This is a genomic window from Nitrospira sp. (genome assembly GCA_024760525.1).
Lineage (GTDB): Bacteria > Nitrospirota > Nitrospiria > Nitrospirales > Nitrospiraceae > Nitrospira_D.
Genome location: CP060499.1, coordinates 2,928,718 through 2,944,056 on the forward strand (window position 1 = coordinate 2,928,718; position 15,339 = coordinate 2,944,056).

The following is a 15,339-nucleotide window of genomic DNA, read 5'->3' on the forward strand; positions in this document are numbered from 1 at the left end:
CCGTCACCGGAGGTATCCCATGAAATATCTGCTGCTGGTTCACCACAATGAAACCATGTTCAACAAGATCCCGGAAGGCACACGGAAGGACATGCTCGCGGAATCGATCCGGCTCTGCCACCAACTCCACGACAAGGAGCAATATGTCCATGCCTCGCCATTACAACCGGAAGCCACCGCAGCGGTTGTGCAGGTGCGCGACGGCAAACAGATGGTGACCGACGGGCCATTCATGGAAACGAAAGAGCAGCTCGCCGGTTATTTTCTCATCACGGCTAACGACTTGGATTCGGCCGTTCGCATCGCCACGCAAATACCCGGAGCGCGTATCGGGACGGTCGAGGTGCGACCGGTCAGAGAGATCTCGGGTCTGCCGAATGAATAGCCACACAATAGAGACTATTGATAGGGCACGGCTCGCAACCAATCTTGAGCCGAGATGATCAATCGGTCATACTCACTCGATGCATGTACTGATCGGCCTGCTGCAATTCCCATCTTGGCTCTCCGAATCTATGCAAATGCTTCTATCCAGTTCCAGGCGGTCTCTTGCAACGCTCCGACCGGATCGGGGTGCGTGCCCATTTGAACGTTGAGATTAGGAGGTACATCATGGCTCGGATGCAAGCGGTACAAGCGAGTAAGCCCGGCGGTGAGTGGGAAGTCGTCGAGCGCGAGGTTCCGGAGCCCGGTCCAGGGCAGGTGCGAATCAAGGTTGAGGCGTGCGGAATCTGCCATAGCGACATGTTTGTAAAAGAAGGCTACTGGCCGGGACTTCAATACCCCCGCATTCCCGGCCATGAGGTCGCGGGAAGGATCGATAAGGCCGGACCGAACGTCACGGGGTGGAAACAAGGGCAACGGGTCGGAGTCGGATGGCATGGCGGGCATTGCGGCCGTTGCGAATCATGCCGCCGCGGCGATTTCATTCTCTGCCGCTCCGGGCAGGTCTGTGGCATCAGCTACGACGGTGGATGGGCCGACTACCTCGTCGTGCCGGTGGAAGCAGTGGCGCTCTTGCCGGACGAGCTGGCGGCGGAGGAGGCGGCCCCACTGCTCTGCGCCGGCATTACCACGTATAACAGCCTCCGGAACAGTGGAGCGCGAGCCGGTGACCTCGTCGCCGTGCAGGGAATCGGAGGAATGGGACACTTGGGAGTTCAGTATGCAGCCAAGATGGGGTTTATCACTGTCGCCATCGGCCGAGGAAAGGACAAGGAATCATTGGCGAAAAGACTCGGGGCCGGCCATTACATCGACGCAGCATCGGTGAATCCAGCCGAAGCACTGCAACAACTAGGCGGAGCAAGGGTCATCCTGGCCACAGCCCCTGACGGCAAAGGAATCTCGGCACTACTGGAGGGGCTGAGTCCCAACGGCACGTTGCTGCTCGTCGCAGCCCCAGGCGACCCCATTACGGTCAACGCCGCCACGCTGATCCTGAAACGCACCTCCATCCAGGGTTGGCCCTCCGGCACGGCCAAAGATTCCGAGGATACCTTGCGCTTCAGCACACACGCTGGAGTGCGCCCCATGATCGAACGCTATCCACTGGCCCGGGCAAGCGAGGCCTATCGGCAGATGATGAGAAGCGAGGTGCGGTTCCGCGCTGTCCTCACAATGAATGCGTGACGATCGAGGGAGGTCCATAGGAAGCGGAGCCCATCAGCCGGATACTTGCTTCCACGGTTGCGAAACATCACAGGTTCGCCATCGGCTCACTCGGGAGATCTGTGATCAACTCCCCATTGGTGCATGGCCTCCACGACAGGCTTGAGGCTCAGACCCATGGGCGTGACCGAGTACTCGACTTTGGGAGGAACTTGGGCGTAGACGGTCCGTGTTACGATGCCATCCCGCTCCATGTCCCTGAGCTGTTGCGTCAATACCTTTTGCGTGATTCCGGTGAGCGCCCGTTGCAGCTCGGAAAAGCGTTTGACGCCCCGGAAGAGGTACCACAGAATGACGATCTTCCACCGGCCGCCGATGAGTTCGACCGTCGATTCCGCCGGGCATGTCCGTTTCTTGGCCATCGGCTCTCCATTACACCGCTCGGTATCCAGTTGGTGCCTGCCGCACCGAATGGTGCCGTCTTGTTTTGGTCGCGATCCGTCTTATACAGAATCGGGTGTGGCGAACCAAGATCAAAGTGGCGATGCAGGGATCGCCGGAAAGGAGCGGCGCCATGATCAGGGATACGCAGGCGACGAAAACCGCGGTGGAAATCCGTCGCAGAGAGGATCGGTTCCATACTCAAGCAGGCTGGTTGGATTCTCGGCACAGCTTTAGTTTCTCGCATCATTACGATCCGACCAACACGCACCATGGCTTGTTGTTGGTGCACAACGATGATGTGGTCAAGCCGAACACCGGGTTCCGTACTCATCCCCATCGAGACATGGAGATCGTGACCTGGGTTCTGGACGGAGAACTGGAGCACAAGGATTCGGAAGGTCACAGCGGGATCATCTATCCGGGGTTGGCCCAGCGGATGAGCGCCGGAACCGGAATTTGGCACTCCGAGATGAATCCGCAAGGCGAGAAGGACGTTCACTTCATCCAAATGTGGGTGCCGCCTGATCAGGAGAGTATAAAGCCTGGCTATGAGCAGCTCGACATCAACGGACAGTTGAACAAAGGAGGGCTCGTTCCAATCGCCTCCGGACGAGGGCACCAAGCCGCCATTTCGATCAGACAGAAAGGAGCCGTACTGTGGGGCGGAAAGCTTAGGCCGGGAGAGGCAGCGCAGGTTCCCGATGCCCCGTACATTCATCTATTTGTGGCAAAGGGCTCTGCGGAATTGGAAGGCGCAGGGCATTTGGAAGCCGGCGATGAAGCGCGGCTCACCGCAGCCGGAGCCAGACGGCTGACAGCCGGGAAGACTCATGGAGCGGAAATCTTGATCTGGGAGACTGATCGGGCGCTAGAGGTGTGACCACAGAACTCTCGAATGAGGGCTGCGGCGGTTGCACTGACTATGTATGCCCAAGGCACTATGCCGGAGACGGGAACGCAGGCTGCTGTCTTTAAGGAGCACCGCGATGGGAGGGTTGCATCAAATAGAGACTATCATTCTCCTCCTGACGGCGGTCCTAGCGTTCACGACTGCCGCGCATAAGCTCCTGATTCCGTACCCGATTCTCCTTGTCATCGGCGGCTTGATACTGGGTCTGATACCGGGTCTTCCGGCGGTCCACCTGGATCCTGATCTTGTATTCTTGGTCTTCCTGCCGCCAATCCTCTGGGCGGCCGCCTATTTTACGTCCCTTCGTGAATTTCGAAACAATATCCGCCCGATCTCAATGCTTGCGGTCGGCTTGGTGTTGGCGACGACGGCGGCAGTCGCCGCCGTGGCTCACGTCGCGTTGCCGGGAATAGGCTGGGCGGAAGCTATCGCCCTGGGCGCCATCGTTTCGCCGCCGGATGCGGTGTCGGCAACGGCCATCGCCAAACGGTTGGGCATCCCCAACCGTCTCGTGACGATTTTGGAAGGCGAAAGCCTGGTGAATGATGCAACCGCGCTGGTCCTCTACCGGACCGCCGTTGCAGCAGCGGCAAGCGGGACATTCATCCTTCGCGACACACTCCTTCAGTTCGTGTTGGCCGGACTCGGTGGCTTTCTCGTCGGTTTGGCGGTCGGTCTGATGACGCGATTGGTCCTTAGACAATTGACGACCGACAGTCTGACTGAAATTGCCGTCACGCTGTTGGCCCCCTACGTGGCTTGGGTGCTGACCGAACAAGTACATTCCTCCGCTGTATTGGCCTGCGTCGCGGGTGGGCAGTATCTGCGGCAGCATTTCAGCGCTGACGTGACGCCGATCACCCGCATTCAAGGACGGGCCGTCTGGGAACTGCTGGTGTTCGTCTTGAACGGCGTGATTTTTATTCTCATCGGGCTTCAACTGAGAACGCTGCGCGAGGCAGTCCCCGTTGACCAATTCGCATCCCTCGTTTTTACCGGTGTGCTGATCAGCGTCACCGTGATCGTGGTTCGTCTCCTCTGGGTCCCCTTAGGAGCGATCGTGCCTCGACTCGTCAGCCCGTCGCTTCGCCGCCGCGATCCCATGCCGCCATGGCCCCATCTGCTGATCGTAGGATGGACCGGGATGCGTGGAATCGTTACGTTGGCGGCCGCTCTTGCCTTGCCCGTGACCACAACCGCCGGAACTTCCTTCCCGTTCCGAGCGGAAATCATCTTGCTGAGCTTCTCGGTGATTCTTGCCACGCTCGTGCTGCAAGGTCTCTCACTTGCCCCCCTGATCCGCGCCTTGAAACTGGAAGAAGACCGGAGTCTCGAACACGAGGAAATGGGGGCGCGCGCGCACGCCGCCAAAGCCGCATTGACTCGTTTGGAGACATTCGCCGATGATGATCGAGTCATGCCGGATCACCTTGACCGGTTGCACACACATTATCAGCAACGGCTTCAACGGTATGAGCCGACCGGTCCGGTTGATTCCGATTGCACAAACGAAGCGGCCGAGGCATTTCGGCAGCTCCGGCATGAAACCATAAGCGCCGAACGACTCGCGTTGATCAAGCTGCGCAATGACGGCACCATCAGCGACGAGGTGCTGCACCGATTGGAACATGAGCTCGATGTAGAATCGGTCCGCCTCGGCTTGGGAGACCGGCGCTTCGCCGGCTGAAGCCAAATACCCATAGAATCTAATGGAATTCAGCTGCACGCCCTAGTGAGCACGTTACTCGGCTGACAAAGAACAGGGAAAGGAGAACAATGATGACGACCGATCTTGAGAAGGTAAAGGCGCTGGCCAAAGATCTTCGCAAAGACTATCCTCGCAGCCCGCGCGAAAAGCTCGGCGGCTATGTGATCGCGGCCCGTTCCGTCGACAAGTGCCGGGCGTTCTTGCTGGGCATGAACGGCGACTACAACTATTGGCCCTGCTCATTGGCCGGACAGTGGTTCGCGTTCACCGGCATCACGCCGGACCAGTTCAAAGACGTCGTGGCGACAGGAGCCGCAGATAGCGAACTGGCCGACTGGATCGGCAAGCACTCCAAAGTGCAGAATCCCGATGACGTTCTGAAATGGAACAACAGGATGCGCGACATGCGGCTCAGCGAGATGACGCTCCAGGCGCAGGAGTATTTGGAAAACTACATTCCCAAGTTTGTCCCCAGCCATCGCCCTGTCTATGTCTGGTTCGATGTATATGACTTGGAAGAAAAGCGGATGTAAACGAATGATGGCCGCGGGTTGGCGATCAACAACCTACCGGCGCGCTGTCCGGAGTTGACCTGGAGCCAGGTCTTCCTTACCATACCGGCGGCTATTTTGAGTATGCCGGTAAGGCTGTACCGCCTGCGCCTCAACGTTCCGAACAGGCAACCATGTCGTCGCCATGAGTGAGCGATTACCAGGGGCCATCATCGGATCTGAGTCGGCTCAGTATCGCGCCCTCCTCGAAGTTACAGAGTCCATCGCGGTACACCACGACTTGGCCGGGCTGTTCCGCGATCTTGTTCAACGCCTGCCTCGAATCATCACTTGCTCATCCATTTCCATGGCGTTGCATAACCCTGATCGTAATACCCTGCAGATGCATATCCTTGAGCACGTGGGACCAGGCCCGCTCGCTCCGGGAATGGAACAACCCGTCGAGGATGTTCCAGGTGGATGGGTCTTGCAACATCAGGAACCTCTTGTCTGCACGAACGTCGACCAAGAAACTCGATTTCCCAAAGTGATGCCGATGGTTCGGCTGGCTGGCATCAAATCGTTCTGCGTGGTTCCGCTCACAACCGCACGCCGACGGCTAGGCGCGATGGGAGTTGGGAGCAAGGAGGAACATCACTATGAAGGAGCGGAGCTCGACTTCCTGCAACAGGTCGCCAAGCAAGTCGCCGTTGCGGTTGAAAACACTCTGAACTTCGAGCGTGCGCACCAGGCAGAGGAGGACGCGAGACGCAGGTTCGAGCGTGAGCGGTTGATGTTGGAAATCAATAACGCTGTCGTCTCGCAACTCGATTTGCGAGAACTGGTACGGGTCATTTCTTCTTCCCTGTGCGAAGCTTTAGACATCAATGCCGTAGGCCTCTCGCTTTATGAGCCAGAGTCGGCGTGTTTTCGAGTCTATTATTACGACTTGCCGGATACGATACCGCCGATGGAAGCAGGCGCGACGATTCCGGCCGAAGGCAGCATCGGCGGCCTGGCTCTCACTTCGGGCCGACCCATCCTCATCAATCGCGCTAGTGAGGCAGAGGCCTTCCCTGAATCCAAACGACGTTTTTATGATCACGGGTTCAATGCCGGCGGCTGTGTGCCGCTGATCATGCAGGGCCGCAAACTCGGCGTGCTGGGTCTTCTCAGTTTTCGGGAGGACGCGTTCCCTGAAGAAAGTCAGCAGTTGCTCTGTCAGATCGCCGACCAGATTGCCATTGCGACGGAAAATGCGCTGAACTTCGAACGTGCACGCCAGGCAGAGGAGGAGGCACAACGCCGATTTGAGCGTGAGCGGCTGATGCTGGAAATAAACAACGCTGTGGTCTCGCAACTCGATTTGGGAGAACTTCTCAAGTCGATCTCAGCGTGCCTCCATCGCGTCATCCCTCACGATCTCGCAGCATTTTGTATTTATGATGTCGCCACCAGCCAGCTGCGAGGCCATTCATTGGACTTCCCAAGCAATCAAGAGTTTGGTGGGATCGGCGATCCTATTCCGCTGGAAGGAACCCCGGAAGGGATGGCATTCACTTCTCAAAAGCCGGTTCTTATCAAGAAATTGAGCCTTGTAGAGTTTTCTGCGGAGGTCGTCAAACGGGGTGCAGCGGCAGGATTACAATCCGGCTGTGCGGTGCCCCTCCTTGCGCACGGGCGAGCATTGGGTACGCTCAGCGTGGTGAGTCTGAGCGAGAATGCCTTCAGCGAGCAAGATGCGGAGCTACTCGGCAATATCGGGACGCAGGTCGCGATCGCGGTTGAGAACACGTTGAATTTCGAGAGCGCACAGGCTGCAAAACGGCAATTCATGAAAGAACGCGATCGGTTGCGGTTGCTCATCGACGTGGCGAACAATTTGACGTCCAACTTGGAACTTCGCGATCTCCTTCAAGCGACCGTGACCGGTGTCCGCCGAGTCATGCAATGCGATCTCGTGACAGTTCATCTGCCTAATGCGGAACGGACTCAGCTTCAGACGTACGTCATGGATTTTTTCGACAGTCGCTGGACCCTACCGGACAACCAGTGGCAACCCGTGCAGGGGACACTCGAGGGCAAAGTGTTTCAGTCGGGGACACCGATGGTCGCTGCCCGGCTTGACTCAAGTGAGTTTCCGAGGGAGGCGAAAATTCTGCAGGACCTGGGGATCGTCGGCGGCTGTATCGTGCCTCTGCTCCACCGTGGGCAAGTCCTCGGGAATATGGGATTGGGCAGAAAGGAGGAGATCGCCTACACGGCAGAGGAGGTCGATTTCTTGATGCAGTTCGGCACGCAAGTGGCCATCGCGATTGAAAATGCCGTCGCGTATGGCCAGATTGCCGACTTGAAGGATAAGCTTGCACAGGAGAAGCTTTATCTCGAAGATGAGATTCGAAGCGATTTTGAAGAGATCGTCGGCGAGAGCGTTCCAATCAAGCAGGTACTAAAGCAGGTGGGAATTGTGGCGCCCACCGATTCCACGGTCCTGATTCTGGGCGAGACCGGTACAGGAAAGGAATTGCTCGCCCGTGCCATCCATGATCGGAGCAAGCGGCGGGAAGGAACCTTCGTCAAGCTGAACTGCGCGGCAATTCCCACGGGATTGCTCGAAAGTGAGTTATTCGGTCACGAGAAAGGCGCCTTTACCGGAGCAATTGCCACGAAAGTCGGGCGATTCGAACTCGCGGACGGTGGAACCCTATTTCTCGATGAAGTGGGAGACATTCCCCTTGAGCTGCAGTCGAAGCTGCTTCGCGTCCTGCAGGAACAGGAATTCGAGCGGCTCGGCAGCACGAGAACCATCAAAGTCAAGGTCCGGCTGCTTGCAGCCACCAACCGCGATCTTCTGGAGATGGTGGAGCAGAAGCAGTTTCGCAGCGATCTCTATTACCGCCTGAATGTGTTTCCTATCGTGAGTCCTGCGCTTCGTGAGCGAGCCGGAGATATTCCACTCCTCGTCCGCTACTTTACGCAACGGCTCTCACGCCAAATGGAAAAGCGCGTCGAACGGATTCCCTCCGATACGATGGATGCCCTCTGTCGGTATCGTTGGCCAGGCAACGTTCGTGAACTGGAAAATCTCATCGAGCGTGCCGTGATTCTCTCCCAAGGCAACGAGTTGACCGTCCCGCTTGGTGAACTCAAGATTGCAGCACGCGAGAGTCCGTCAGCGGTTGCGACGCTGCATGAGGCGGAACGCGATCATATTCTGCGTGCGCTCCAAAAATCCAATTGGGTTATAGCCGGTCCATCCGGTGCAGCGACCCTGCTCGGCATGAAGCGATCCACTCTCCAATCGAAGATGATCAAGCTCGGAATCTCTCGCCGGCCCTAGTACCGACATTTCGGTAATTACCGATATTTCGGCACTTCGGCTTTCGGCACCGCGACTTCTTCAGTCCATCCAATCTCCTAAATACTCACATATTCAGTCATGCTTTCAATCATTTATGAATGAGTCTGGTACGCGCCGCCTTACTGGAATGCCTCCTGCTATGACCCTCCACCGAAGACAACAGCGACGTCGGCATTCAACATTCGAACTCATAGAAAGGACAGATCATGGTTCCCACACAGATGATGCTCTTCGGTGCGTTGGCGGTACTCACGACAGGTTGTGTCTCCACCATGCATGCGCGCGACGTTCAACAACACGGTCCAGTCTCTGAACATCAGGCGCTGCTTACCGATGTGAAGGATGATCGTGCCGCACTCAAGGGATACCGCAACCCGGTGGCCAACTGGCGCGCATACGACAAGATTCTCATTGAGCCGGTCGTGATCAGTGACGACTTCGTGTCGACACTCAACGCCGAACAACGCGACGATCTCAAGAAATTAACAGAGAGTTTTTACGCCAAACTCCGAGAGAATCTGTCGAAGCAATATCAAATAACCGACACGCCTACCGCCGGCACCATGCGATATCGTGTGTCGATTACGCACGCCGAGCAATCTTGGATGACGCTGGCCGTTCTCACCAAAGCCGTCTGGCAACTCCAAGCAGCGAATACCTTGTGGGCGGTGACACGGGGGAAACCTGCATTCGCAGGAGAAGTCACGGCCGAGTTCACAATCACCGACGCCGTCACGGGAGAATTACTCGAAGTGGGAGTGGACCGGCGAGTCGGCGGGCAAAACCTGCTCGATAGAGAAGTGTTCAATTCATGGGGCGATGTAAAAAACAGCCTAAATTATTGGGCTGACTCCTCCGCCTATCGGCTCTGCGGCACCCGTGGTGACGCGAACTGTGCGGAGCCAAAGGCCGGCTGGATGGACATCCTTCATTTCTGAAACCAAACAACCCAACGCGATCGATGATCGCGATCAAGGAGATCACAATGGAACTGAAAATGCCGAATCATGAACAAGCGTACTGGGGTTTGCGCGCCATGAAAACGATTGCCATGGCGGACGGAGTGCTGAATGAATCCGAGCGACACATGCTGTCATCAGTCCAGCAGGTCATCGGCACGACCTATGACATCGAGGGATTGACTCCCATTACACCCCGGGAACTGGCCCAGGCGCTTCCCGATCCCCAACTGAGAAAGCAACTGGTGCAGGGATTGATCGTGGTGTCCCTGATCGATGGAAAGCCGGATGAGGCGGAGGTCAATCTGGTCGAGCAATTTGCGCAGGAACTGGAGGTCAGCGCTCTCGAGATCAAAAACCTTCGGCATGTCCTGAACCGAGAGATTGTTCAATTGCGCCTCGATCTGGTGCGCCGGTTCTGGTTGCGGCCAAAGATCAATGAGCTCTGGAACAAGGAGGGGATCAAGGGCCTCTACAAGTTCGTCCGCGGGATGATGGGAACGTATGAGAACAAGGAACTGGCTGCCCGATACCAGGCGCTGGAACACTATCCCACCGGTTCCCTGGGACGTCTGTACTATGAGTATTGCCGGACGAACGGTTTCCCCTTACCAGGGGAAAAGGGCGGCTCACCTGAACAGATCCTCTTTCATGACTGCGCCCATATCTTGTCCGGTTATGGAACGGCTCCGGAAGAAGAAGTCCAGGTCGCCTGCTTCAGCGCGGGTTTTCAACGGCGGGAGCCCTGGCTATTCGTCTTCTTTGTCTTGCTGCAATTTCATGTCGGCATCCGCATGACGCCCATCACCACGGCACGAACAGGAATGTTCGATCCGCTGAAGGCTATGATCGCCATCCGCCGGGGGGCAGCGATGAATATCGACCTCAATAACGGCTGGGATTACTGGCCCGTGATGGGTGAACAGGTCGAAGAGCTTCGCCGACGATATAACATTCTGCCGATTGAAGCGTTCATGCCGGCCAAGCAACAGATGGTCGGGAGCGCGGCGTAGTCGATAGGGCGTGATGCAGGGCCGGCTGCTTTCGCGCAAACAAGTCAGGGAACACAAGCTAGAGGAGACTGATCTGTATGCTGAAGGTTACGGCACAGACAACTGATGGAACGACAGCCTTGCATCTCGAAGGAAAACTGACGAACCCATGGACGGATGAATTGAACCGGTACTGGCGAGACGTCCCGGGATCACAGAGGAAACAGGTTCTTGTTGATCTCACGGGAGTGACCTTCATCGATTCCGACGGGAAAGCGCTTCTGACTGAGATGTGGGAACAAGGGGCGACGTTTCGCTCAGCGGGATGCCTCAACACTTCGATCGTGGAAGAGATTACAGGACGGGCCGATTCGTCAGGCCCGGCTGCAACCAAATAGTGAAACCGACAAGACGACTGATGGAGTAGGAGCTGTGATGACGCCCTCACATATTCGACAACTGACGTTCGGTGTTTTGATTGGTACGGGGCTGGCGGGCTTCGTCGGCTGCAAAGAGGCGGTGGAACCCGTCGCCCCGCCGCCGCTTGAAGTCCAGGTACAGAAGGTCGAACAGGAGGATGTTCCGATCTTTTTCGAATGGATCGGGACAACAGATGGACTCGTGAACGCAAAAATCCGGGCACAGGTCACCGGATACCTTCTCAAGCAGCATTACCGGGAGGGCGCCACGGTTAAGAAGGGCGATCTCCTCTTCGAGATCGATCCGCGCAAGTTTCAGGCTGCGCTCAAGCAGGCGGCTGGTGAACTCGATCGGGCACAGGCACAGCGCATCAAGGCCGAATATGATGTGGTTCGCAACGAGCCGCTGGCCCAGGAAGGCGCCATCAGCCAGAAGGAGTTTCAAGACTCCGTCCAGACGAGCCGGGCCGCAATCGCTTCGGTAGAGTCCGCCGCAGCCTCGCTGGATCAGGCGAAACTCAATCTCGAATGGACGAAAGTCGTCGCGCCCATCGATGGTGTCGTCGGAGTGGCCAAGGCGCAGATCGGCGACTTGGTGAATTCCAGCGACGAGCTGACGTCCATGTCCCAACTCGATCCGATCCGGGTGTATTTCCCCGTCAGCGAGCAGGAATATCTCAGATTTTCTTCGCTCGTGCAGGAACGATATCGTGCAAAAGAGGATCCGAGGCAAATACGGGACGACGGCCGCATTGAAATGGTCCTGAGCAACGGGGAGGTCTACCCGCACAAAGGATGGTTTTTCCTCGCGGACCGTCAAGTCGATGCCAAGACCGGCACTATCCGCATAGCGGCTCTCTTCCCGAACAGCGAAAACGTATTGCGGCCCGGCCTGTACGCCAAGGTTCGTACCGCACTCGCGGTGCGCAAAGGCGCCCTTCTGGTCTCTCAACGCGCAGTCAGCGAAACACAGGGGCGCTACCAGGTCGCGGTCGTCACGCCGGAGAACAACGTTGAGATTCGCTCAGTCACTGTCGGTGAACGCGTGGGGTCACAGTGGATCATCGCACAGGGACTTGCACCGGGCGAGCAGGTGATCGTCGACGGGCTACAGAAACTGAAGCCCGGAGTACCTGTCCACCCTGTCCCATTTTCCGACAGCTCATCCGTTGCTAATCTACAGTCCCTCCCGAGGAGCAAATGATGGCCAGATTTTTTATCAATCGTCCGATCGTCGCCATGGTCATCTCAATTCTGATGACACTCATCGGCGTTGTCGCCATGGTCCAGCTTCCCATCGCCCAGTTCCCGAACATCGCGCCGCCTGAAATCCAGCTGCAGGCGACCTATCCGGGAGCGGACGCCGTCACGCTCGAGCAGTCGGTGGCCACGCCGATCGAACAGCAGATGAACGGTGTCGACAACATGCTCTACATGTATTCGGTCAACGCCGGCAATGGACAGACGACACTCCGTGTGAATTTCGATGTGGCGACGAAGGCGAACGACGATCAAATTCTGGCACAGATGCGCTACTCGCAGGCCGAATCTCAGTTACCCCAAGAAGTGCGGAACTACGGCGTCACCGTGAAGAAAGCGACCACCAGCCCACTGGCTCTCTTTTCCCTCTATTCTCCCAACGAAACCTACGACAACATCTGGCTGGCCAACTATGCGTTCATCAACATCAACGATCCGATGTCGCGTGTGCCGGGCATCGGGCAAGTCACGATCTTCGGCGCCGGACAGTATGCGATGCGGTTCTGGGTAAGGCCTGACGTCCTGGCCAAGTTGGGGATCACGGTGCCCGAAATTCTGGATGCCGTGAAGAAACAGAACACCGTCAATCCCGCCGGACAGGTGGGGGCCGAGCCGATTCCGGCCGGCCAGGAATTCACCTACAGTGTGCGTGCGCAGGGGCGCTTGAGCACGCAAGAGGAATTCGAGTCCATCGTCGTGCGGGCCAACAACGATGGCTCCTTGGTACGGCTGAAGGATGTCGCCCGGGTCGAATTGGGAGCGCAGTCCTACAACACCATCGGTCGCATGAACGGCAAGCCCGCGGCCATCGTGGCTATCTACCAGCTGCCGGGCTCGAATGCCATTCAGACCATGGATCAAGCCAAACAACTGATGGAAACGCTGAAAAAGCGGTTCCCGGGGGATTTGGACTATGTCATCTCCTTGGACACGACGCTCTCGGTGCGGGAAGGCATCAAGGAGATCGTCGATACGCTGTGGGAGGCGCTGCTGCTGGTCATCATCGTGGTATTCATTTTTCTCCAGGGTTGGCGCGCGACGTTGATCCCGCTGTTGGCTGTTCCCGTCTCGCTCGTCGGCACCTTCATGCTGTTTCCACTGTTGGGATTCTCGATCAACACGCTCTCGCTCTTCGGGCTCGTGCTGGCCATCGGTTTGGTCGTGGACGACGCAATCGTGGTCGTGGAAGCGGTCGAGCATCATATCGAGCAAGGCCTCTCTCCCAAGGAGGCGACTCTCAAAGCCATGCAACAGGTTTCGGGGCCGGTCATGGCCATCGCGCTCATCTTGGTAGCCGTATTCGTGCCAACGGCATTCATCCCCGGCATTACCGGCCGGCTGTACCAGCAGTTTGCGATCACCATCGCGGTGTCGGTGATCATCTCCGCGTTCAACGCCCTCACACTGAGCCCGGCCCTCTCCGCGCTGCTCCTTCGGAGAAAGACCCAGAGCCGAGGCCCATTGGGATGGTTTTTCGGGTGGTTCAATCGCGTCTTCGGCCGTGCAACCGATTGGTACGTGCGCGTCTGTGGCGGACTCATACGCAAGGCAGCCTTCTCGATGCTCTTCCTGGTGCTGGTGGCTGTGGCGTCAGGTTGGTTCGGGTCGAAACTGCCCAGCGGGTTCCTGCCGATGGAGGACCAGGGTTACCTGTTCTTGAACGTCCAATTGCCGACGGCGGCATCGCTGCAGCGTACCGATGCGGTCTGCGAGAAGATTCAGGCCATCCTGAAGGAAACGCCAGGCGTTCAGTACGCCACGTCCGTGGTCGGGTTCAGTCTGTTGAGCACCGTCAGCACGACCTACAACGCATTCTTCTTTGTCACACTCGCCCCATGGGAGGAACGGCATCAGCCGGAGGAGAAGCTGCTTGGGATCTATCAACACATTAAGGGCAAATTGGACGGACTTTCAGAGGCGCAGGCCTTTGCGTTTCCACCGCCCGCCATTCCAGGGATCGGCACCTCCGGCGGTGTCTCGTTCATCCTTGAGGATCGAGCCGGAAAAGATGTTGCGTTTCTCGCTCAACAGACGGAGGCCTTCATGGACGCGGCACGCACGCGTCCGGAAATCGAAAGAATCAATACCACCTTCATTCCCAACGCTCCGCAGCTCTTCGCGAAAGTAGATCGCGAGAAAGCGTTGAAACAGGACGTCAACCTCGGCGATGTCTACCAAACCGTGCAAGCATTTATGGGCGGTGTGATGATCAACTACTTCAACCGATTCGGTCGCGTCTGGCAAGTCTACGTGCAAGCCGATGGCGAGTTCAGGACCCGCTCCGAAAACGTCGGCCAGTTTTACGTGAGGAACGCCTCCGGTGACGCGGTGCCCCTTTCCACCCTCGTGTCAATGGAGTCGGTGGACGGACCGGAGTTCACGATGCGCTACAACGGGTACCGCAGCGCCCAGCTCTTCGTCGGCGCAGCGCCCGGCTACAGTTCAGGCCAGGTGATGCAGGCGCTGGAATCGGTGTTCAAGGAGACGATGCCCGGCGAGATGGGCTACGACTATATCGGCATGTCGTTCCAGGAGAAGGTCGCGGCGGCAGGCGTGTCGGCCAGTGTCATCTTCGGCTTTTCACTCCTATTCGTGTTTCTGATTCTTGCGGCGCAGTACGAAAGCTGGACGCTTCCCTTCAGCGTCTTGTTGGTGACACCGGTCGCCGTTTTCGGGGCATTGGGAATCTTGTGGCTGCTCAAGCTGATCGCGCCTCAAGCCAGTGAGAACGACGTATTCGTCCAGATCGGCCTCGTGATGCTGATCGGCCTCTCCGCGAAGAATGCGATTCTCATCGTGGAGTTTGCAAAGGCGCAACTGGAACAAGGCAAGACGGTCATGGAGGCTGCGCTGGCCGCCGCCCGCCTGCGCCTCCGGCCGATCCTCATGACGGCGTTCGCCTTCATTCTCGGGGTGGTGCCGCTGATTCTCTCATCGGGTGCCGGCGCTCACGCCCGCATCCTCCTCGGCCTTACCGTATTCGGCGGTATGACGGCCGCGAGCCTGATTGGTATCTTTCTCATTCCAGTATCATTCTATGTCGTGGAATCGCTCACTCGACGAAAGACGTCTCCGCTCCGACCCGCACGGCAAGAGTATGAACCTCTGGAACTTGGTCCCCAACCGGACATGCATCACACATCGGTGGCGACGGTTCACAGTCGCAAAGAAGGAGGATCCTGAC

12 protein-coding genes are annotated in these 15,339 nt (G+C 57.5%); 11 read left to right on the top strand and 1 reads right to left on the bottom strand.

Going from position 1 to position 15,339, the window contains the following annotated elements; translation table 11 throughout:
- Positions 1–19: 19 nt before the first annotated feature.
- Together H8K04_13715 and H8K04_13720 are read left to right on the top strand one after the other, a co-directional pair.
- Positions 20–385 (top strand): YciI family protein, encoded by a 366-nt coding sequence (locus H8K04_13715; protein ID UVT14887.1) that lies wholly within the window; start codon positions 20–22, stop codon positions 383–385.
- 227 nt (positions 386–612) lie between these two features.
- On the top strand, positions 613–1,632 hold the full coding sequence (locus tag H8K04_13720) for an alcohol dehydrogenase catalytic domain-containing protein (protein UVT14888.1): 1,020 nt from the start codon (positions 613–615) through the stop codon (positions 1,630–1,632).
- Between the two features lie 86 nt (positions 1,633–1,718).
- On the opposite strand, the gene H8K04_13725 is transcribed toward H8K04_13720, so the two are convergent.
- Positions 1,719–2,033: a helix-turn-helix transcriptional regulator gene (locus H8K04_13725; protein UVT14889.1), complete on the bottom strand. Its 315-nt coding sequence runs from the start codon at positions 2,031–2,033 to the stop codon at positions 1,719–1,721.
- Positions 2,034–2,185: 152 nt separating this feature from the next.
- Here H8K04_13725 and H8K04_13730 point away from each other — a divergent pair, with 152 nt between their 5' ends.
- The 9 genes from H8K04_13730 (at position 2,186) to H8K04_13770 (ending at position 15,338) form a co-directional block, all read left to right on the top strand.
- On the top strand, positions 2,186–2,935 hold the full coding sequence (locus H8K04_13730; protein UVT14890.1) for a pirin family protein: 750 nt from the start codon (positions 2,186–2,188) through the stop codon (positions 2,933–2,935).
- A gap of 106 nt (positions 2,936–3,041) precedes the next feature.
- Positions 3,042–4,652: a Na+/H+ antiporter gene (locus H8K04_13735; protein ID UVT14891.1), complete on the top strand. Its 1,611-nt coding sequence runs from the start codon at positions 3,042–3,044 to the stop codon at positions 4,650–4,652.
- 92 nt (positions 4,653–4,744) lie between these two features.
- The gene (locus tag H8K04_13740; protein ID UVT17982.1) at positions 4,745–5,206 is read left to right on the top strand and encodes a DUF5069 domain-containing protein; all 462 of its coding nucleotides are present in this window, start codon (positions 4,745–4,747) and stop codon (positions 5,204–5,206) included.
- 163 nt (positions 5,207–5,369) lie between these two features.
- Positions 5,370–8,504 (top strand): sigma 54-interacting transcriptional regulator, encoded by a 3,135-nt coding sequence (locus H8K04_13745; protein UVT14892.1) that lies wholly within the window; start codon positions 5,370–5,372, stop codon positions 8,502–8,504.
- A gap of 227 nt (positions 8,505–8,731) precedes the next feature.
- Positions 8,732–9,463, top strand: a complete 732-nt coding sequence (locus tag H8K04_13750; GenBank protein ID UVT14893.1) for a DUF3313 domain-containing protein — start codon at positions 8,732–8,734, stop codon at positions 9,461–9,463.
- Positions 9,464–9,510: 47 nt separating this feature from the next.
- Positions 9,511–10,497: a TerB family tellurite resistance protein gene (locus H8K04_13755; GenBank protein UVT14894.1), complete on the top strand. Its 987-nt coding sequence runs from the start codon at positions 9,511–9,513 to the stop codon at positions 10,495–10,497.
- Positions 10,498–10,574: 77 nt separating this feature from the next.
- A complete protein-coding gene (locus H8K04_13760) occupies positions 10,575–10,874 on the top strand; it encodes a hypothetical protein (protein ID UVT14895.1) in 300 nt (99 codons plus the stop codon).
- Between the two features lie 37 nt (positions 10,875–10,911).
- Positions 10,912–12,099, top strand: coding sequence for an efflux RND transporter periplasmic adaptor subunit (locus H8K04_13765; GenBank protein UVT14896.1), 1,188 nt, complete (start codon positions 10,912–10,914; stop codon positions 12,097–12,099).
- The gene (locus H8K04_13770; GenBank protein ID UVT17983.1) at positions 12,099–15,338 is read left to right on the top strand and encodes a multidrug efflux RND transporter permease subunit; all 3,240 of its coding nucleotides are present in this window, start codon (positions 12,099–12,101) and stop codon (positions 15,336–15,338) included. The genes H8K04_13765 and H8K04_13770 overlap by 1 nt, the downstream gene beginning before the upstream one ends.
- The last annotated feature ends 1 nt before the right edge of the window (position 15,339 follow it).

Coding starts and splice junctions, on each gene's coding strand:
- H8K04_13730 (UVT14890.1), top strand. CDS start 2,186: ATGATCAGGGATACGCAGGCGACGAAAACCGCGGTGGAAATCCGTCGC.
- H8K04_13735 (UVT14891.1), top strand. CDS start 3,042: ATGGGAGGGTTGCATCAAATAGAGACTATCATTCTCCTCCTGACGGCG.
- H8K04_13760 (UVT14895.1), top strand. CDS start 10,575: ATGCTGAAGGTTACGGCACAGACAACTGATGGAACGACAGCCTTGCAT.
- H8K04_13750 (UVT14893.1), top strand. CDS start 8,732: ATGGTTCCCACACAGATGATGCTCTTCGGTGCGTTGGCGGTACTCACG.
- H8K04_13740 (UVT17982.1), top strand. CDS start 4,745: ATGACGACCGATCTTGAGAAGGTAAAGGCGCTGGCCAAAGATCTTCGC.
- H8K04_13715 (UVT14887.1), top strand. CDS start 20: ATGAAATATCTGCTGCTGGTTCACCACAATGAAACCATGTTCAACAAG.
- H8K04_13765 (UVT14896.1), top strand. CDS start 10,912: ATGACGCCCTCACATATTCGACAACTGACGTTCGGTGTTTTGATTGGT.
- H8K04_13725 (UVT14889.1), bottom strand. CDS start 2,033: ATGGCCAAGAAACGGACATGCCCGGCGGAATCGACGGTCGAACTCATC.
- H8K04_13745 (UVT14892.1), top strand. CDS start 5,370: ATGAGTGAGCGATTACCAGGGGCCATCATCGGATCTGAGTCGGCTCAG.
- H8K04_13770 (UVT17983.1), top strand. CDS start 12,099: ATGGCCAGATTTTTTATCAATCGTCCGATCGTCGCCATGGTCATCTCA.
- H8K04_13755 (UVT14894.1), top strand. CDS start 9,511: ATGGAACTGAAAATGCCGAATCATGAACAAGCGTACTGGGGTTTGCGC.
- H8K04_13720 (UVT14888.1), top strand. CDS start 613: ATGGCTCGGATGCAAGCGGTACAAGCGAGTAAGCCCGGCGGTGAGTGG.